Origin of the sequence: Streptomyces sp. NPDC046197 (genome assembly GCF_040646295.1) — a bacterium.
In the GTDB taxonomy this organism is placed as follows: Bacteria; Actinomycetota; Actinomycetes; order Streptomycetales; family Streptomycetaceae; genus Streptomyces.
On sequence record NZ_JBEYZY010000021.1, the window covers coordinates 38001 to 55457 of the forward strand.

The 17457-nt window shown below is 72.0% G+C and carries 16 protein-coding genes; 4 read left to right on the forward strand and 12 right to left on the reverse strand.

Annotated features, from left to right (window positions below; translation table 11 throughout):
- Entirely contained in the window at positions 1-1308 is a 1308-nt protein-coding gene (locus tag AB0A61_RS26715) for an MFS transporter (protein ID WP_361297175.1), read from the reverse strand.
- A 287-nt stretch (positions 1309-1595) separates the two neighbouring features.
- The gene (locus AB0A61_RS26720) at positions 1596-2210 is read right to left on the reverse strand and encodes a LysE/ArgO family amino acid transporter (protein ID WP_361297178.1); all 615 of its coding nucleotides are present in this window, start codon (positions 2208-2210) and stop codon (positions 1596-1598) included.
- A gap of 69 nt (positions 2211-2279) precedes the next feature.
- Here AB0A61_RS26720 and AB0A61_RS26725 point away from each other — a divergent pair, with 69 nt between their 5' ends.
- A complete protein-coding gene (locus AB0A61_RS26725) occupies positions 2280-3185 on the forward strand; it encodes a LysR family transcriptional regulator ArgP (protein WP_361297181.1) in 906 nt (301 codons plus the stop codon).
- A gap of 23 nt (positions 3186-3208) precedes the next feature.
- Here the strand turns inward: AB0A61_RS26725 and AB0A61_RS26730 are convergent, their stop codons facing one another.
- Complete coding sequence (locus AB0A61_RS26730) at positions 3209-3955, reverse strand: TetR/AcrR family transcriptional regulator (protein ID WP_361297184.1); 747 nt, start codon at positions 3953-3955, stop codon at positions 3209-3211.
- Between the two features lie 177 nt (positions 3956-4132).
- Between AB0A61_RS26730 and AB0A61_RS26735 the strand changes: the two genes are divergently transcribed.
- Positions 4133-5350, forward strand: coding sequence for a saccharopine dehydrogenase C-terminal domain-containing protein (locus tag AB0A61_RS26735; protein ID WP_361297187.1), 1218 nt, complete (start codon positions 4133-4135; stop codon positions 5348-5350).
- A 131-nt stretch (positions 5351-5481) separates the two neighbouring features.
- Positions 5482-5733, forward strand: a complete 252-nt coding sequence (locus AB0A61_RS26740; RefSeq protein ID WP_361297190.1) for a WhiB family transcriptional regulator — start codon at positions 5482-5484, stop codon at positions 5731-5733.
- Between the two features lie 16 nt (positions 5734-5749).
- On the opposite strand, the gene AB0A61_RS26745 is transcribed toward AB0A61_RS26740, so the two are convergent.
- Positions 5750-6199 (reverse strand): DUF6098 family protein, encoded by a 450-nt coding sequence (locus AB0A61_RS26745; protein ID WP_361297193.1) that lies wholly within the window; start codon positions 6197-6199, stop codon positions 5750-5752.
- A 160-nt stretch (positions 6200-6359) separates the two neighbouring features.
- Complete coding sequence (locus tag AB0A61_RS26750; protein WP_361297196.1) at positions 6360-7802, reverse strand: M1 family metallopeptidase; 1443 nt, start codon at positions 7800-7802, stop codon at positions 6360-6362.
- A gap of 173 nt (positions 7803-7975) precedes the next feature.
- Here AB0A61_RS26750 and AB0A61_RS26755 point away from each other — a divergent pair, with 173 nt between their 5' ends.
- Entirely contained in the window at positions 7976-8326 is a 351-nt protein-coding gene (locus AB0A61_RS26755; protein WP_361297199.1) for a DUF488 family protein, read from the forward strand.
- 21 nt (positions 8327-8347) lie between these two features.
- On the opposite strand, the gene AB0A61_RS26760 is transcribed toward AB0A61_RS26755, so the two are convergent.
- The 7 genes from AB0A61_RS26760 to AB0A61_RS26790 all read right to left on the reverse strand — a co-directional run bounded on the left by AB0A61_RS26760 (position 8348) and on the right by AB0A61_RS26790 (position 17439).
- Positions 8348-10216 carry a peroxidase family protein gene (locus tag AB0A61_RS26760; protein WP_361297202.1) on the reverse strand — a complete coding sequence of 623 codons (1869 nt, stop codon included), beginning with the start codon at positions 10214-10216 and terminating at the stop codon, positions 8348-8350.
- An 84-nt stretch (positions 10217-10300) separates the two neighbouring features.
- Positions 10301-10702, reverse strand: coding sequence for a hypothetical protein (locus AB0A61_RS26765; RefSeq protein ID WP_361297205.1), 402 nt, complete (start codon positions 10700-10702; stop codon positions 10301-10303).
- Between the two features lie 43 nt (positions 10703-10745).
- Complete coding sequence (locus AB0A61_RS26770; RefSeq protein ID WP_361297207.1) at positions 10746-11909, reverse strand: hypothetical protein; 1164 nt, start codon at positions 11907-11909, stop codon at positions 10746-10748.
- Entirely contained in the window at positions 11906-13378 is a 1473-nt protein-coding gene (locus AB0A61_RS26775) for a peroxidase (RefSeq protein WP_361297210.1), read from the reverse strand. Before AB0A61_RS26775 ends, AB0A61_RS26770 begins: the two co-directional genes overlap by 4 nt.
- Positions 13379-13522: 144 nt before the next feature.
- Positions 13523-14797, reverse strand: coding sequence for a hypothetical protein (locus AB0A61_RS26780; protein WP_361297213.1), 1275 nt, complete (start codon positions 14795-14797; stop codon positions 13523-13525).
- A 319-nt stretch (positions 14798-15116) separates the two neighbouring features.
- Entirely contained in the window at positions 15117-16790 is a 1674-nt protein-coding gene (locus AB0A61_RS26785; RefSeq protein WP_361297216.1) for an FAD-binding dehydrogenase, read from the reverse strand.
- Between the two features lie 25 nt (positions 16791-16815).
- Positions 16816-17439, reverse strand: a complete 624-nt coding sequence (locus tag AB0A61_RS26790) for a TetR/AcrR family transcriptional regulator (RefSeq protein ID WP_361297219.1) — start codon at positions 17437-17439, stop codon at positions 16816-16818.
- Positions 17440-17457: the final 18 nt, after the last annotated feature.

Genomic DNA, 17457 nt, shown 5'->3' on the forward strand with positions numbered 1-17457 from the left:
TCAGACGCGGTAGCGGCGCAGCGCCGGCACGGTCGCCGCCAGGCCCAGTATCAGGGCGACGACGAGCAGGCCGCCGCCCACGACAGCGGCCCGGGGGCCGAAGGCCGAGCCCGCGGTGCCGTGCAGCACGTCGGCCAGGCGCGGGCCGCCCGCGACGACCACCGTGAAGACGCCCTGCATACGGCCGCGCATCTCGTCGGTGGCGGCGGACAGCAGGATCGCGCCACGGAACACCATCGAGACCATGTCGGCCACTCCGGCGGCCGCCAGGAACGCCACCGCGATCCACAGGTTGCGCCTCAGACCGAACCCGGCGACGGCCGCACCCCAGGCCGTGACGGCGCCGATGACCATCAGGCCGTGCCGACGCGCCCGGGAGAAGGTGCCCGAGAACAGCCCGCCGACCACCGCTCCGACCGGTATCGCCGCGAACAGCAGTCCGAGCGCGAGCCCTTCGCCGTAGGAGGCGTAGGTCTGAGCGGCGAGCTGCGGGAACAGCGCACGGGGCATGCCGAAGACCATGGCGATGATGTCGGCGAGGAAGGACAGCAGCAGCACCTTGTGCCGCGCGATGTAGCGGAAGCCCGCGGCGATCTCGCGTACTCCGGCCCGCCGGGCCGCCGAGCCGGCCAGCGGAGGGAGCGCGGGCAGGCGCGCCACCGCCCAGACCGTGACGCACAGGGCCACGGCGTCGACCAGGTACAACGAGGGCAACCCGATCACCGGTATGAGGGCACCGGCCAGCAGCGGCCCCGCCACCAGTCCGGTCTGCATGACCGTGGAGCCCAGGGCGTTGGCGGCGGGCAGTTCCACCTCGGGGACCAGGCGGGCGATGGAGGCGTTGCGGGCCGGGGAGTTCAGGCCGAAGAAGGCCTGCTGCACGGCCAGGAGCGCCATCAGGGCCACGACCGAGTCGAGCCCGGTCACGGCCTGCAGCCAGAACAGCAGCGAAGTGACGGCGATTCCGCAGTTGGTGATCAGCAGCAGCCTGCGGCGGTCCACGGTGTCGGCGACCGCCCCGCCCCACAGCGCGAACGCGACCATCGGGAGCAGGCCGGCGAGGCTGGCGTAGCCGACCCATGCCGAGGAGCCGGTGATGTCGTAGATCTGCTTGGGCACGGCGACCGCCGTGAGCTGGCTGCCGACGGCGGTGACGATGGTCGAGGACCACAGCCTGCGGTAGGCGGGTCGGCGCAGGGGGCGGGTGTCCATCGCCCAGCGGCGCCAGCCGTGCCGGACCGGCCGTGCCGGGTCTCCGGGCGGGGTCTGCGGTTCCGTGTTGCTGCCGGTGCTCTCGCTGGTGTCCACGGGCTTCCTGGTTGCTGGTTACATCTTTCCGATCGGGTTCACTATCGCAGCACAGGCTGTGCGCTCCGCAGCCGCGGTCCGGGACGCGGAGGGCGACAGGCGAGGGTCGGCGGGCGGCGAGCGGCTGGCCGCTGACGGCTGACGGCTGACGGCTGACGGCAGGCGGGCGGCGGTCTGCGGTCAACGGGCGGCGGTCTGCGGTCTGCGGTCTGCGGTCTGCGGTCTGCGGTCTGCGGTCTGCGGTCTGCGGTCTGCGGTCTGCGGTCTGCGGTCTGCGGTCTGCGGGATCAGGCTCCGACGACGAGCGTGGCCCCGAGAGTGACCATGGTGGCGGCGATCAGTGCGTCCAGGATCCGCCAGGCCGACGGCCGGGAAAGGACGCGGCCGAGCAGCCGGGCGCCGAAGCCCAGGGCGGCGAACCAGCAGAGGCTGGCGAGCGCGGCGCCGAGCCCGAAGGTCCAGCGCAGTGGTCCCCGGTCGGCCGCGAGGGAGCCGAGCAGGAAGACGGTGTCGAGGTACACGTGCGGGTTCAGCCAGGTCATCGCCAGACAGCTGAGCACCGCGCGCCTGCGGGAGCCCGCCGCCTCGCCGTCCGCACGCAGGGCCGCGCCGGGGCGGAACACCCGGCGGGCGGCGAGGGCGCCGTAGCAGAGCAGGAACGCGCCACCGATCAGCCCGACCGCGGTGAGCGCCCCCGGCCACGCGACCACGACGGCGCCGACCCCGCCGACGCCGAGCCCGATGAGGGCGGCGTCGGACAGGGCGCAGATGCCGACCACGGCGAGCACCGCGTCCCGGCGGATGCCCTGGCGCAGGACGAAGGCGTTCTGCGCGCCGATGGCGACGATCAGGGACAGGCCGGTGCCGAACCCGGAGGCGGCGGCGGTCAGGGCGTGGTTCATGTCCTTGACGTTACGGAAGTGATCACTGCGCGTACAGCTAAGGATTTTTACGTACCATTAGCGCTCGTGATGACGGAGCTTCCCCTGGACCAGGTGCGCACGCTGCTCGCGGTGGTGGACGAGGGCACGTTCGACGCCGCGGCGGCGGCCCTGCACCTCACACCGTCGGCGGTGAGCCAGCGGGTGAAGGCACTGGAGCAGCGCACGGGCCGGGTCCTGCTGATGCGCACCAAGCCGGTGCGGCCCACCGAGTCGGGCGAGGTGATCGTGCGGTTCGCCCGTCAGGTGGCCCTGCTGGAGCGGGACGCGTCCGCCGAGCTGGGGCTGAGCAGTGCCGGGGAGCCGACCCGCGTATCGGTGGCCGTGAACGCCGACTCGCTGGCGACCTGGTTCCTCGGGGCCCTCTTGCGGGTGCCGGCCGAGCCACGGCTCTGCTTCGAACTGCGCCGCGAGGACGAGGACCACACGGCGGCGCTGCTGCGGGAGGGACAGGTCATGGCGGCGGTCACCTCGTCCTCGGATGCCGTGCCGGGATGCTCGGTGCGGGCGCTGGGCCGGATGCGGTACGTCCCTGCGGCGAGCCCGGGCTTCGCCGAGCGCCACCTGGGCGGACCGCTGCCGGACGCGCTGGCGCAGGCTCCCGTGGTGGTCTTCGACCGACGGGACGACCTCCAGGACGTCTTTGTCCGCCGACTGCGCGGCGGACACGGCGGCGCCGGGGCGGCACGGCACTACGTCCCGACCTCGGAGGGTTTCGTCGACGCCGTCGCGGCCGGTCTGGGCTGGGGCATGGTGCCCGAGGTGCAGGCCGGCCCGCTGCTGCGCGCCGGCCGCCTGGTGCGGCTTGCGCCGGACCGGGCGGACGGGTCGGTCGACGTGCCCCTGTACTGGCAGCAGTGGCGGCTCGACTCCCCCGTCCTGGCCACGGTCGCCGAGGCGGTGACCGCGGCGGCGGCGCAGTCACTGCGCGGGTGAGCGGCCGGGGGGTGTCGTTTGGATCAGCCCGGTCCGCGTTGATCCGAACGGCGCCCCTGGACGGGGCCCTGCAACTCCTTGAGTCGGGTGGCCGCGCTGTCCAGCAGCATGTCCAGGGCCGTCGGATAGGCGCTGGTGACCATGCGGGTCGCCAGGAGGGGCGCGGCCTCGGCGATACGGGGGTGGGTGGCCGGCGGCAGCCGGGCGTACGTCGAGCGCCACATCTGTTCGTCGGCGCGCAGGGCGGCGCTCGGCAGGGCGAGCGAGGCGGCGTCCAGCGCGGCGAAGGCGAGGGTCTGGTCGACGAAGGCGTGGTAGATCCGCACCGTGTCCGGCAGCGGGAACCCGGCCGTGCGCAGCACGTCCAGGACGGCCTCGTCGGCGGCCAGTTCATGGGCCCGGCCGCTCACCCGGTTGGCGGTCAGCAGCGCGGCCTGCGGGTGGGCGACGTACGCGGCGTGGATGCGCAGCCCGACGGCGCGCAGGTCGGCCCGCCACTGCCCCGTCGGGTCCCAGCCGCGCAGGGCCCGGCCGATGAGGGCGTCGCCGATGGCCAGGGTCAGGTCGTCCATCCCGCGGAAGTAGCGGTACAGGGTGCTCGGGTCGCAGTCCAGGGCCAGGCCGAGCCTGCGGGCGGTGAGTCCGGCGCTGCCGTGTTCGCGCAGCAGGCGCAGCGCGGTGTCGACGATCAGGCTCTCCGACAGCACGGTGCCGCTCCTGGTCGGACGGCGTCGGCGCCGCTTCTCCTCGGGTACCACCGGTTTCGGCACGTCCGCCTCCCACTGACCGGGCTCCTGCCGGCCGGACAGTCGGTTCAGGGGCCTTATGCCAACGCCATTGACCTTACCGCACCGACCGGCGTTGTATCGGCGGCCGAGGGCGCGCCTCCTCTTCCAACCGTCATAGACCGGTCCGTGGCTGAAACGGACCGGGAGGGAGTTTCGGCCATGCGTGTACTGCTCGTGGGAGCAGGCGGTGTGGGCACCGCCATCACCCGGATCGCGGCCCGGCGTGCGTTCTTCGAGGCGATGGTCGTCGCCGACTACGACCGGGGCCGGGCCGACGCCGCCGTCGCGGCGCTGGGCGACGACCGGCGGTTCCTCGCCGAGTCCGTCGACGCCGGGGACGAGGCGGCGGTGGCGGCTCTGCTCGCCCGGCACCGGTGCGACCTGCTGCTCAACGCCACCGATCCGCGTTTCGTCATGCCCCTGTTCCGGGCGGCCCGCACGGCGGGAGCCGGCTACCTGGACATGGCGATGTCCCTGTCCCGGCCGCACCCCGAGCGTCCGTTCGAGGAGTGCGGGGTCAGGCTCGGCGACGAGCAGTTCGCCCAGGCGGCCGACTGGGAGAAGGCGGGCGCGCTGGCGCTCGTCGGCATGGGGGTGGAGCCGGGCCTGTCGGACGTGTTCGCGCGGTACGCGGCCGACGAACTCTTCGACGAGATCGAGGAGATCGGCATCCGCGACGGAGCCGACCTCACGGTGGACGGCCACGGCTTCGCGCCGTCCTTCAGTATCTGGACCACCATCGAGGAATGCCTGAATCCGCCGGTGGTCTACGAGGCCGGACGAGGCTGGTTCACCACCGAGCCGTTCAGTGAGCCGGAGGTCTTCGACTTCCCGGAGGGCATCGGTCCGGTCGAGTGCGTGAACGTCGAGCACGAGGAGGTGCTGCTCGTCCCGCGCTGGGTCGACGCACGGCGCGTCACCTTCAAGTACGGGCTGGGCCGGGAGTTCATCGACACCCTCAAGACACTGCACCTGCTGGGCCTGGACCGCACCGAGCCCGTCACCGTACCGGGCCCCCAGGGACCGGTGGCCGTCTCGCCCCGGGACGTCGTCGCCGCCTGCCTGCCCGACCCGGCGACCCTCGGCGAGCGGATGCACGGCAGGACCTGCGCGGGCACCTGGGTGCGAGGCACCCGGAACGGGGCGCCGCGCGAGGTGTACCTGTACCACGTGGTCGACAACCAGTGGTCCATGGCGGAGTACGGATGCCAGGCGGTGGTGTGGCAGACGGCGGTCAACCCCGTCGTCGCCCTAGAACTCCTGGCCACCGGCGCGTGGACCGGCACGGGCGTTCTCGGGCCCGAGGCGTTCCCCGCCCCGCCCTTCCTGGATCTGCTGACGGAGTACGGCTCCCCCTGGGGCCTGCGCGAGCAGTGACCGTGTGGGGATTCTGCGAAGGTTCCCATTCCCAGGCAATTCGGCTGTTTCGCTGCCGGAAACCTCGGTCACCCGATGCCGAGTACGCCTTTGGCAAGGGCTCGGACTACTTTCGATCGCAGGTGACTTGGATGGACAACTGGCGAGAGCATGCCGCGTGCCGCCACGAGGACCCCGATCTCTTCTTCCCGATCGGCACCACCGGTCCGGCGCTGCTGCAGACCGAGCAGGCCAAGACGGTCTGCCGGCGCTGCCCCGTGCAGGAGCAGTGTCTGCAGTGGGCCGTGGACACGGGGCAGTCCCTCGGCGTGTGGGGAGGCACGAGCGAGAACGAGCGCCGCGCACTGAAGCGGCGCTCCGCAGCCCGGCGCCGCTCCGGGTGAGCGGCGGTGGGGGCCGTCAGCGACCGGACCGGCGCAGCGGCCCCCACTCCGCCTCCTGGCGGGCCACCTCGGCCCGGGCCTCCTCGATGACGCCGGAGTCGATCCAGCACAGCGGCTCCACGTCCACCACCAACGGCTCGTTGTCGGGTCCCCGGCCGCGCTCCCGGCCGCCGAGCGCCCAGGGACGCACGCCGGGACCCTTCTCGTGCGGCAGATGGGCGTAGTCGTACAGGCGCCGCGCCACCCACAGCTCCACCGACCGGTCCTCCCACCACTCCTCGACGTCGAGGGGGTTGGCGGACAGTCCGGGCATGGGTACGCCGGTGAGCTCGTCGGTGCTGGAGGTCGTGCCGAGGTCGGTCCCGGGGCCGTGCGACCAGCGGACGTACAGGCCCCGGTGCCGCTCGACGAGAGCGGCCAGGCCGGCCAGCGTGTGCACGACCGGCAGGTCGGCCGAAGCGCTCATGTCCTGATCTCCCTCTCGCCCCAGGCGCTCGGGGTACCCGCACGTGGCAATCGGAATCCAAACGGAATCAATCACTCCGCTTTGTTGCCTGCGGGCGGGTCGCGGTGAGCGGCGCGCTCGGGGTACCGGTGACCAGGTGGCCGACCATGGCGCACACATGTCAGGAAGCCGTCGGCGCCTCCGGCTTGCCGGGCTTGCCCTGGGCGAAGAGCCAGGTGTGGAAGAGTCCGGTCAGGTTCTTGCCGGACTCCTTCTGCGCCAGGGCGGCGAACCGTTCCGTGGTGCCGTGGCCGTGCCGGTGTCCGGTGGCCCAGGCGCGCAGGATCCTGAAGAACACCCGGTCGCCGACGGCTGTACGCAGCTCGTGCAGGGCCATCGCACCGCGGTCGTAGACGGGGGCACCGAAGATGTTCTTGCCGTTGCCGGGGTCACCGGGGGGATAGGCCCACAGCCGGTCGCCCGACGGGCGGGCGTACAGGTCGTCGAACGTCTCCTGGGCGCTGTCGCCGCCGTGCTGCTCGGAGTAGAGCCACTCGGCGTAGGTCGCGAAACCCTCGTTGAGCCAGATGTCCTTCCAGCGGGTGAGGGACACGGAGTCGCCGAACCACTGGTGGGCACTCTCGTGGACGAGGATGCCCAGATCCGGCGCCTTGTCGTACAACGGACGGGTCTGTGTCTCCAGCGCGTACCCGACCTTCGGGGCATGGTCCACGATCGCTCCGGCGGCCCGGAAGGGATACGGCCCGAACAGCTTCGTCTCCCACGCGAGCACGGACGGCAGCTTCTTCAGCACGGGAGCGGCGGCGGACGCCTCTCGGGGGTCGACCGCGTTGTAGACCTTCAGGCCGTCCGCAGTGGTGTACTGCTGGACCTGGAACTTCCCCACGGTGGCCGTGGCCAGGTAGGCGGCCATCGGCTCCGGCTGGCGCCAGCGGAACGTGGTGCGGCCGTCCGCGGTGCGCCTGCCGAGGTAGAGACCGTTGGCGACCGCGGTGGTCCCGTCGGGGACGGTGATCGTGAAGTCGTACGACGACTTGTCCACGGGGTGGCCGTTCGCCGGGAACCAGGTCATGGCGCCCTGCGGCTCCCCGGCGACGAAGGCTCCGTCGCTGGTGGGGATCCAGCCGTCGTCCGAGCCGTCGGGGTCGGTGACCGGCTCGGGGGTGCCGTTGTAGGTGACGGCGACGCGGAATTCCCGGCCCGCGGGCAGGGCCGCGCGCGGGGTGACGACGAGTTCCTGGCCTTCGCGCCGGTACTGCGCCGGGATGCGGTCGACCGTGACAGCGGTGACCTTCAGCCCGTCGAGGTCGAGGTCGAAACGGGTCAGCCGCTGGGTGGCACGGGCGGTGAGGACCGCCCTGCCGTCGAGGTGGCCGGTGCGCGGGTCGTAGCCGAGCGTCAGATCGTAGTGGGCGACGTGGTAGCCGCCGTTGCCGGCGAGCGGGAAGTAGGGGTCGCCGGCGCCGGACGAGCCGGTCGTTCCGGCCGCCGCGGGACCCGCGGCGGCCAGCAGGGCCGCGACGGCGACGGGAACGGTCGTGACCACGGCCTCGCGCCGCAGGACGGCGGTGCGTCTGACGGCCTGCTTCCTGGACGGCGTCACATGATCTCCTCGGGAGCGGGGCTGAAACTCCCTCAGAGTAGGCGCCGACTACCGTTCAGTGACGTTCCTTCGGGTCAAGTCCCGTCGTGCCGTCGGCCGAGTGGGGCAGTTCTGCGCATCCGCGGCAGTAGGCTCCGGACACGTCCCGAACGCACCCGAGAAAGGGCAGGCCCTTGAGCGTCCGTGTGCGCCGCATCTATGAACCGCCCGAGCCGGACGACGGCGTGCGGGTCCTGGTGGACCGGCTGTGGCCGCGCGGCGTGTCCAAGGAGGACGCGCACGTCGACGAGTGGCCCAAGGGGCTCACCCCGTCCACCGAGCTGCGCCGCTGGTACCACGCGGGCGAGGGGTCCTACGAGGAGTTCCGGCACCGTTACGAGCAGGAGCTCTCCGAGCCCGAGCCCGCCGAACTCCTCGATCACCTCAAGGAACTGGCGCGCAAGGGCACGGTGACGCTGGTGACCGCCTCCAAGGCACCCGAGGGCGGCCACGCCGCCGTCCTGGCCGACGCGCTCCAGGAGTGACCCCTCAGCAAGGCCCTCCTTTCAGGAACTCCCTCCGTTCGGTGCGGCGGCGCGCCAGGGCGCGAAGGCGTTGTCCACGGACCCCAGGGACGAGCGCAGGTGCGGGAGATGGCGCAGCAGCACGTCGGTCATGCCGGTGTTCTCGATCCAGTCCAGGCCGGTCCGGGTGTAGACCTGCGGTGTGTAGTCCCGGGTCAGGAACCGGTCGCTGTTGAGCCGGCGGGACGCCATGAGGACGAAGATGCGGAAGGCGGTGTCGCTGAAGGCGAAGCCCTTGGGGCGCGGCTCGGCGAACATGCCCACCGTGAGGTCGACCCGTTCGATGTCGTCGTCGTAGAGCCGGCGCAGCTCCTCCGCCCAGACCGGGTCGTCGGTCAGCGAGGCGAAGTCCCTGGCCGGGGCGAGGTGCAGCTGCCGACGGAACTCGTTGTACCGGGGCACGCCGAGTTCGCGGCTGCGCAGGATGTCGACCGCTCCGAGATCCATCAGCATGCCGTCCGGGCGCTGGAACTGCTGTAGCGAGCGGGGGTAGTTGTGCAGGGTGACCAGACCCGGGTGCGAGGTGCCGAAGGAGTAGAACAGGTCGGTGAGCGAGTGCTTGTTGAGGACGTCGTAGGCGCTGCGGCCCGTCAGCTCGCGGAAGTCCGCCTCCTGCAGCAGCGTGTCGTCGGCCGCGGAGCGGAAGCTCCAGTCGTCGGGGATCAGTGGATGCATCCGGTAGACGGCCACGAACTCCTCGGTCAGCGAGTAGGGGACGCCGAAGTGGTCGGTGCGGCCGCCGGGGATGCCGCTGAGCACCTCACTGCGGCTGACCCGGCCGAGCAGCCGGTGCACGCGTTCGCCGAGCAGTCCGTACCAGTTGGCGTGCATGGCGGTGACGGTCGTCGGGTGCGCGATGACGGAGGGCGTCCACTCGACCGTGTGGATCTTGGCGATGAGGGCCGCGTTGATCAGACGCGCACGCTGGAAGAGCTCTTCGTCCGACCATCCTGGATACTCGGCGCGCAGCCGGTCGCAGATGGCGTTGTGCTCCTTGGCGAACAGGATGTGCATCATGGCCAGCCCCAGCCAGAAGCCGGGGACGCTCGCGGGGTCCTGTGCGGGGTCGTCGAACAGTGCGCCGCCGTCGGCCACTTTGAGCTTGCCGTCGCTGCCGGTGCGCAGTTGCCGCTGCGTGGCCAGGTCGCTGCCGTACAGCTGCGAGGCGTCCCACCAGTGCGAGTTCACGTTGACGAACGTCGGCGGACGGCCGTCGGCCTGGTTTGGGCGGGTCGGATCGGGGATCGTGCGAGGGACGAGCATCGGCGGGTTGGGCCAGGGATCGTCGTCGGTCAGCTCGATGCGCCAGGGCCGGTCCATGGTGCCCTGTCCGTGGCTCAGCCAGTCCCGGATCATGAACTGCAGCCAGGCGGCGACGAGGGCGTTGACCGACTCGGCGGGGACGAAGGTGTGCCTGGTGAGGACGGCCCGGCTGACCTCCCGCGGGCTGGGCGAGAGGATGTCCGGCTCGGGCTCGGGGAAGTTCGCCTCTTCGGGGGTGTTGCGGCCGAAGCGTGAACCTGCCATTCCCATGCGGGGATCGGCCAGGTCGTTGTAGGTGCCGTCGGCCGTGCGCTGGGTCCGGTGCCGGGCGTCGGGCGGTTCGACGGGCGGCAGGTTCCGGGCCGGGTAGCCACTGGTGTCGAAGAGGTTATTGCGGCGCAGGTTGTTGCGCAGGCCGATGAGGGTGAGCAGGCCGAGAGGTTTGGGCAGGTTCTGCCAGCCGATCCTGCGGTCGGCGGCGAGCGCCAGGGACGTGTGCAGTCGTACGAACCACGCAGGGGTGCCCGCCCGGGCCGTGTCGCGCGGGCCGGGCGTGGAGCCGGTGCGCCCGTGGGGAGTTCTGCGCATGGTGGTTTCCCTTCCGCCAGCCGGTTGTGGGGGTCCGCGGGGAGCCTCAGGGTTCGACGCGGGTTGCGAGGGTCGAGAGGTGGGTCACGAGGGCCGCCGCCGTCGGACGGCCTTCGGGCAGCCGTCGTGGCACTGGGCCAGAAGAGTCAGGGCGGCATTGATCGTCGACACCGCCGTGGTGGCGCGGGCCGTTCTTGGTGGCAGGGTGCCTTCCCGGCCGGCGCAGGCCGCCGACAGGGCGTCGGTGGCGTGGATGAAGGTGCCCACGCGCAGGGCCCTGCGGAGCTCCTCACCCTCCAGGACGAGCAGTTCTGCGCCCAGCACCACGGTACGGACGCCGAACATGCGCAGGACGTAGGCCAGGGCCGGCTGGGTGCGGTAGGCCCCCAGCCGGTGTGCCACCAGTTGCGGAGCCAGCAGCGCCGCCGTCCCGTTGACCAGCCGGATGGCGGCCAGACTGTGCCGGGCGAGTGTGTGCACGTCCATGGTGAGCGCCTTTCTGCCACGTTCCTGCGACGCCTCTGCGCCGTCAGGAGTACTGGTCCGGGTCCTCGCGCGGGGTGCCGTTCATGGACTGTCTGAGCCGGGAGAGCTGGTGGTAGATCGTGCGGCGGGCCCGGTTCTGGTTGCCCAGGGGCCGGTGTTCGGGCAGCGCGTGCCAGGGGTTGAACGACAGCCGGTCGGCGAGGGCGAACTGGCCCTTCTCGTCGAACTCCTGGCGCGGCAGGCGCAGTGTGGCCACGGGCACGAAGGGCGACAGCCTTTCCGGCCAGACGACGGAGGCGTTCTCGACCGGCATCCGGTGCGCGTCGGTCTGGAGCTGGACGAGGAAGTCGAAGAGGACGTCGCGTTCGCGCAGTGCCGTGACCAGGGCCCGGCGCAGGTAGTCGTCCGGCGGATGCCACGGGACGCTTCCCCGCGACCGGTCGCGGGGAACCAGCGAGTACTGCACGGCCTGGCCCGGACCGAGCAGGCAGGGTGTACAGCTCCAGTAGCGGGCCAGGAGCGGGCTGGAGTGGGTTCGGGCGTACAGGGCCTGCATGACCATGTCGGACAGGTGCGGATGCCGGGGGCCGAGGAAGTAGAGCACCGGTGTGCCGTCGTACACGTGCTGCTGGAGTCTGAGGTTCTCCACCACGTTCGGTGTGGTGAACGTGGGGGTGGTGATGCCGGTGAAGTCCTGGCTGTGCGGCTCCTCGTCCAGCAGTTTCCGGCCGTCGACACCGAGCAGTTTGACGCCGATGCTCAGGACACCGTTGTCGTCGAGGTCGGGGGGAGCCAACGGGCCGGGCCCGGCGAAGCGGACCCAGGCCCGGAAGGTGGCGGGGTGGCGGAATACCCCGTGCCGGAGGTGGGCGGGCAGACCGCCGTGCACGGTGTACTCGCCATGCACCACTCCGTAGGTCTTGGTGTTCCCGGCCCGCTGGGCCTGTCCCGGCGCGTACTCGCGTTCGACGAACTGGGCCATCTGCCGCGCGATGGCCTCGGCGACCGCCCGTTCGCCGGGCTGGGTCCGCTCTTCGGCGAGGCCGAGGTGTTCGTCCCGGCGGCGGGCGTTCACCCACCACTGGACCAGGGCCTGGACAGGGGGCAGGACGGCCCGGTCGAGCAGCGGGCGGACGTAGGGGTCGATGCGGCGTTCCAGGCGGACGCCGGCCAGGATCCCGTCGTTGAGCCGCCGTCGTGCGCTCATCGCCGACCGCCCGCCGGTGCTGCCGCCGTGGTCCGGCCGGTGGAGCAGAGGTAGCGCAGCGCCCGGAGGCCGGGAAGGAAGAAGTAGGCGCCGCCGCGGACCGACACGAACTGCGGCAGGTCGCGGTAGCGGGTGCGCAGGGGCCTCGCCTGTACGGTGAACGTCGCCCGGGAGTCGCGGTGCGGGGCGACGAGCGGGTCGGGACCGTCGTGGAGCCCGTTGAAGCTCGGATTGTTCAGCCAGGTGTGCTGGATGAACTCGAACTGCCGGGAGATGTTGGCGTTCAGGCACAGGAAGTGGAGTCCGCGCTCACCGCCGCCGTCGCCTGCGGCCGATCCCGGTCCGTAGGCGCGGCCACGGCGCAGGATCCGGTGCCGCCGGTCGATCGCCACCGACCTGGCCGAGCCCGGCTGCGGATCGAGCGAGTCCCGGGGGTGGGCGCGGCGGATGTGTGCGCCCAGCGGGCAGCGCAGGCCGTCCGGATCCGTGGCGAAGTAGCCGAAGTCGTTGTCCGTGGCGAGGGCGGGGTCGTCCTTCAGTGGGGCGTGGACCAGGGGTGCGCCGCTGGGCCAGCGGCCGACCAGACGGGCGGCGAGCGCGTCGCGGGCGGCAAGATCGCCGCTTCCGTCCTGGCGGCGCGTCACGTCCTCCAGATAGCTCCAGAAGCCCTCGACGTCCTGACGGAGTTGGCGCAGGACCAGATAGGTGCCGTTGCGACCGAGATCCGCCGTGCCGTCGGGGCCGCGGGGCAGCAGGTGTTCGGGGTCGTACGAGGCCGGAAGCAGCGGCCGGTCCGTCAGCAGTCCGTACTCGTTGGGGTAGCCCAGGACGAACTCGCCGGCCCTGACCACGTCCGCGCCCGCCCCGTCCTGTCGGCCCGCGGCGCGAGCCCCTTGCAGGGCCCTGGCCGCCCGGGCCTTGGGCAGGCCCTCGACGAGGGGTTGCGAGATGCCGTCGCGGAAGCCGAAGGGCTCGTGGTCGCCCAGGTCGGCGGTGTCCAGCCGGGCGGTCTCGGCGAGCCCGCCGTCGGCAAGGGCGTCGCGCCGCACGTCGTCCTCCAGCCGCTCCAGGGCCGGGCCGTCGAGGGCGTACAGCAGGAGCAGCACGTGCACGGGTGGGGTGCCCGGGCCGCCCCATCTCCAGCGTCCGGGCGCCTCCTCCCCCAGGTCGCCGAGGAAGCGGCTGCGGTCGGTGTCGGTCATGCCCGTCACGAACTCCCCGGAGAAGCCCTCGATGTCGGGGGTCTCCAGGTTCAGCCGTCGCAGTCCGTCCGAGGTGAGGGCGAGGTGGACGGCGGTCTCCCGGGGAGCACGGCGGCCGTTCGTCACGCGTGGCGCCAGCCGTCCGAGGGCGAGGCGCGCGGCAGTCGGGTCGGCGATCGTCAGCAGCAGGAAGCAGGCGGACTTCAGACCGCTGTAGCCGCGGACGACCAGGCCCTGGACGTCGTCGAGTTGCACGGTCGCCGCCATCGCGTCACCTCTTCCTCGGGGTGTTCCTCGGGGTGTTCCTCGGGTCTTCCTCGGGGCGTTCCTCGGGTCTTCCTCGGGGTGTTCCTCGGGTTCTTGCCAGGAGCCTTCCTCGGAGCGTCTTCGGACCGCCCTGGGCCTCGGAGGTCAGAGCAGGGCGAGCCAGGCCTCGGTCTGGGCGGGGCCGAGGGGTCCGAACAGGCCCGCGCGGATACGGGCGTTGGTGCCGACGGTGTGCGTGGTGAGGGTGTCGTAGGCCGAGTACCAGACCTGGGTGGGCAGCTGATGGCTGCGCAGGTAGTGCTTGAAGGCCAGCTCGTCCTCGGCGCCTCCGACGACGAGCCACCGGGTCCGCGGATAGCCCAGACCGTTGCTGAAGACGGCGTTCAGCCCCCAGGCGACCTTGTCGATGAAGTCGTCCATGTAACTTTCCAGGCTGCCGTCGTAGTTGCTGGCGAAGACGACTCTGCGCCCGCCCTCGATGGACAGCCAGCGGGCGAAGTGGATGGTCTTGACGCCTGCCAGATCGCCCCGGTTGAAGAAGTGACGGGCCGCGTAGTCCACCAGGAAGAGGATCACGGTGAGGGTGATGCGCCGGAACGGGCCGGGTTTGACGGAGCCGACGGCGGTGAAGGGGTTCTGCGCCACGAAGTCCTCGTAGCCGGCGAGCTCGCGCTCGTGGGCGCGGGCGGGGCACCCGGTACCGGGCACGTCCCGGGCTTCGTGCCATCTCAGCAGCACCGTCCACAGCGGCAGCGCAATCAGCAGGACCGGCAGCAGGAGCAGACCGAGCAGCGGAACCACGACGAGGTGCGCCGTCTCCCGGATGCGCCACCACAGAGCCGGGGCCGGCGGTCCCGATCTCGCCCAGGCGAGGTCCTCGCGTCCTGTGACGTGTTCCTGGACGGCGGCACGGATCCGCTCCGGGGCCGCGCCCGCCAGTTCGGGCCCGCGCCGGTCGAGGAACTCCTCGATCGCCTCGCGCAGTTGAGCCTCCTGCAGGATCTGCCGACTGCCCCTGCCGACGGTGTTGACGTAGAAGGCCGCGCTGCGCACGCGGTGGGACCGCAGCCAAGCCAGGCGCGCCCGTGCCGGAGCGTCCGCCGCGGGGTAGCCCTCGCAGTGGCGGAACACCTTCTCCAGGTCGTCGCCGCAGGTGCGCACGAGGTCGGCGAGGTGCCGGCGCTGCGGCGCGTCCACCTCGGCGATGTACACGACGGCGGCCGGCATGCCACCCTCGGCGCCGCCGGGGCCCTCGGGGACCAGGAGCAGCCGGACGAAGTGGACGTTCTCCAGGTCCGGGAAGCAGAAGTACGCTCCGAAGGGCCCCTTCTCGTTCGCCTCGTCCAGGACGTCCCGCACGGCCGCGACCCGGTCGGCGGCCACGGGGGCACGGATGGTGACTGGTAGCTGGTGCGGCATGGCCGGCACCTCCCGCTCAGGCGTGTGTTGCCCGCGCTGCGCCTCGGCGAAACTCGGCCGGCTGTCACGGGGATGCCCTCGCGCCTGTGTCACGCGTATGCCGAACGGCGCGACCGGGTCGGGCAGTTCCCTCCTGCCCGGAGCGAAGACCTTTCCCCGTCGGGCGAGGCGGCGCGTCGGCGCGCCCGCCACAGCTGACCCCTACCTACCCGGTTCATCCTATTTCGGTTTGCGCATGGCCGCATCCGACTGCCCATTTCGGGAACGGCGGACTGTTCAACGGCGGGCTGCTCGGGGCAGGGCGGGATGCCGCACCGGGTCAGCCGGTCTGCCCCGCCGCGGCCCGCCCCGCCGCGCGCCCCGAGAACAGGCAGCCACCGAGGAAGGTGCCCTCCAGCGCGTTGTAGCCGTGGACGCCACCGCCCCCGAAGCCGGCCACCTCCCCGGCCGCGTAGAGGCCGTCGACGGGCCGCCCGTCGGCGCCGAGGGCGCGGGAGTCGAGGTCGGTCTGGATGCCGCCGAGGGTCTTGCGGGTGAGGATGTGCAGTCTGACGCCGATGAGCGGTCCGGCCGCCGGGTCGAGGATGCGGTGCGGGGCGGCGACCCGGCCGAGGCGGTCGCCGATGTAGCGGCGGGCGTTGCGGATGCCCTGGACCTGGGTGTCCTTGCTGTACGGGTTGGTGATCTGCAGGTCGCGCGCCTCGATCTGGCGGCGTACGGCCGCGGCGTCCAAGAGCGGTTTGCCGGTCAGCCCGTTCATCTTCTCGACGAGCCGCTCCAGGGTGTCCGCGATCACGAAGTCCGCGCCGTGCCGCAGGAAGTCCTGCACGGGGCCGGGCGCGCCCTTGCCCAGCAGCCGGTCCCGCAGTACCGCCCTGCGGTCCTTGGCGGTGATGTCGGGGTTCTGCTCGGAGCCCGACAGCGCGAACTCCTTCTCGACGATCTTGCGGGTCAGCACGAACCAGGAGTGGTCGTGGCCCGCGATGTCCTCGGTGGTGCGCAGGTGTTTGAGGGTGCCGAGCGTGTCGTAGCCGGGCAGGCACGGGTCGGGCAGGCGGCGGCCGAGGGCGTCGAGCCAGATGGAGGACGGGCCGGGCAGGATGCGGATGCCGTGGCCCGGCCAGATGGGGTTCCAGTTCTGCAGACCCTCGGTGTAGTGCCACATGCGGTCGCGGTTGACCAGCCGGACGCCCGCCTCGGCGCTGATGTCGAGCATGCGGCCGTCGACGTACGCGGGGACGCCCGTGACCATCTGCGCCGGCGGGGTGCCGAGACGCGCGGGCCAGTAGCGGCGGACGATGTCGTGGTTGGCGCCGATGCCGCCGCTGGTGACGATCACGGCCTGGGCGGTCAGTTCGAACTCGCCGACGGCGTCACGGCTGGAGGCCACTGCGCGGGGGGAGTCGTCGGCGGCCAGGACCGTGCCGCGCACTCCACGCGCCGCGCCGCCCTCGATGACGAGCTCGTCCACCCGGTGGCGGTGGTGGAAGGTGAGCAGCCCGTCCCGCGCGGCCTGTCCGGCGCGTTCGACGAACGGCTCCACTACGCCCGTGCCGGTGCCCCAGGCGATGTGGAAGCGCGGTACGGAGTTGCCGTGGCCGTCGGCTCGCAGGTCGCCGCGCTCGGCCCAGCCGACCGTGGGCAGCAGCGTGATGCCGTGCTGTTCCAGCCAGGACCGCTTCTCCCCCGCCGCGAACTCGACGTAGGCGCGCGCCCAGCGCACGGCCCACGAGTCCTCGTCGTCGAGCCGGTCGAACCGGGCGCTGCCCTGCCAGTCGTTCCAGGCCAGTTCGAAGGAGTCCTTGATGCCGAGGCGGCGCTGCTCGGGGGAGTCCACGAGGAACAGCCCGCCGAAGGACCAGTACGCCTGCCCGCCGAGGTTGGCGGCGTTCTCCTGGTCGACGAGGGCGACCCTGCGGCCCCGGCTGGTCAGCTCGTGCGCGGCGACCAGGCCCGCGAGGCCCGCTCCGACGACGATGACGTCCGCGTCCATGGCGACTTCTTCCTTCCTCGGTTCCTCATACGGGGCCGGCGCCGTCGGTGAGCAGCGCGGTGAGCAGCTGCCTCAGCCACGCGCGGGCGGCCTCGACGTCCTTGTCGAGCAGCAGTTGGGTGGTGACTCCGTCGTACGCGGCGACGACCGCGCGGGCGGCATCCTCCACGTCGCCCAGCACGGCGGGAAGTTCGGTGTGGCCCCGGGCCCGGGACAGCCGGTCCGCGACGGCCCGGCGCAGCCGCGCCCGGTGGTCCAGCAGGGTCCTTGCCACGCCCGGATCGCGGGCGGCGTGCACCAGGAAGTCGGTCTTGACCAGGAGCCACTCCAGGTCGAGGAGGAGCACGTCGGTGACCCGGTCGACCGCGGCGTGCACGTCGAGGTCCGGTCCGTCGAGCGCGAGTGCCCCGGAGACCTGCTCCGCGATCAGCTCCGCCCGTTCCTGGTAGAGCGCGAAGAACAGCTCGTCGAGGGTGGCGAAGTTGGAGTAGAAGGCGCCCCTGCTGTAGCCCGCGGCCTCGCAGACCTCCTCGATCGACACCCGGCCGAATCCCTTGGCGGCGAACACCGCGAACGCGGCGTCGAGCAGCCTGGCCCGCGTCCGCACCCGGCGCTTCGTGACGCGCCGCGCCGTACCCTCCGCCGTCATGCCCGACCTCCCTTTCGA

Excerpts from the sequence above, each read along its gene's own strand:
- AB0A61_RS26720 (WP_361297178.1), bottom strand. The coding sequence starts at position 2,210 with ATGAACCACGCCCTGACCGCCGCCGCCTCCGGGTTCGGCACCGGCCTG.
- AB0A61_RS26725 (WP_361297181.1), top strand. The coding sequence starts at position 2,280 with ATGACGGAGCTTCCCCTGGACCAGGTGCGCACGCTGCTCGCGGTGGTG.
- AB0A61_RS26735 (WP_361297187.1), top strand. The coding sequence starts at position 4,133 with ATGCGTGTACTGCTCGTGGGAGCAGGCGGTGTGGGCACCGCCATCACC.
- AB0A61_RS26740 (WP_361297190.1), top strand. The coding sequence starts at position 5,482 with ATGGACAACTGGCGAGAGCATGCCGCGTGCCGCCACGAGGACCCCGAT.
- AB0A61_RS26745 (WP_361297193.1), bottom strand. The coding sequence starts at position 6,199 with ATGAGCGCTTCGGCCGACCTGCCGGTCGTGCACACGCTGGCCGGCCTG.
- AB0A61_RS26760 (WP_361297202.1), bottom strand. The coding sequence starts at position 10,216 with ATGCGCAGAACTCCCCACGGGCGCACCGGCTCCACGCCCGGCCCGCGC.
- AB0A61_RS26765 (WP_361297205.1), bottom strand. The coding sequence starts at position 10,702 with ATGGACGTGCACACACTCGCCCGGCACAGTCTGGCCGCCATCCGGCTG.
- AB0A61_RS26770 (WP_361297207.1), bottom strand. The coding sequence starts at position 11,909 with ATGAGCGCACGACGGCGGCTCAACGACGGGATCCTGGCCGGCGTCCGC.
- AB0A61_RS26775 (WP_361297210.1), bottom strand. The coding sequence starts at position 13,378 with ATGGCGGCGACCGTGCAACTCGACGACGTCCAGGGCCTGGTCGTCCGC.
- AB0A61_RS26780 (WP_361297213.1), bottom strand. The coding sequence starts at position 14,797 with ATGCCGCACCAGCTACCAGTCACCATCCGTGCCCCCGTGGCCGCCGAC.
- AB0A61_RS26785 (WP_361297216.1), bottom strand. The coding sequence starts at position 16,790 with ATGGACGCGGACGTCATCGTCGTCGGAGCGGGCCTCGCGGGCCTGGTC.
- AB0A61_RS26790 (WP_361297219.1), bottom strand. The coding sequence starts at position 17,439 with ATGACGGCGGAGGGTACGGCGCGGCGCGTCACGAAGCGCCGGGTGCGG.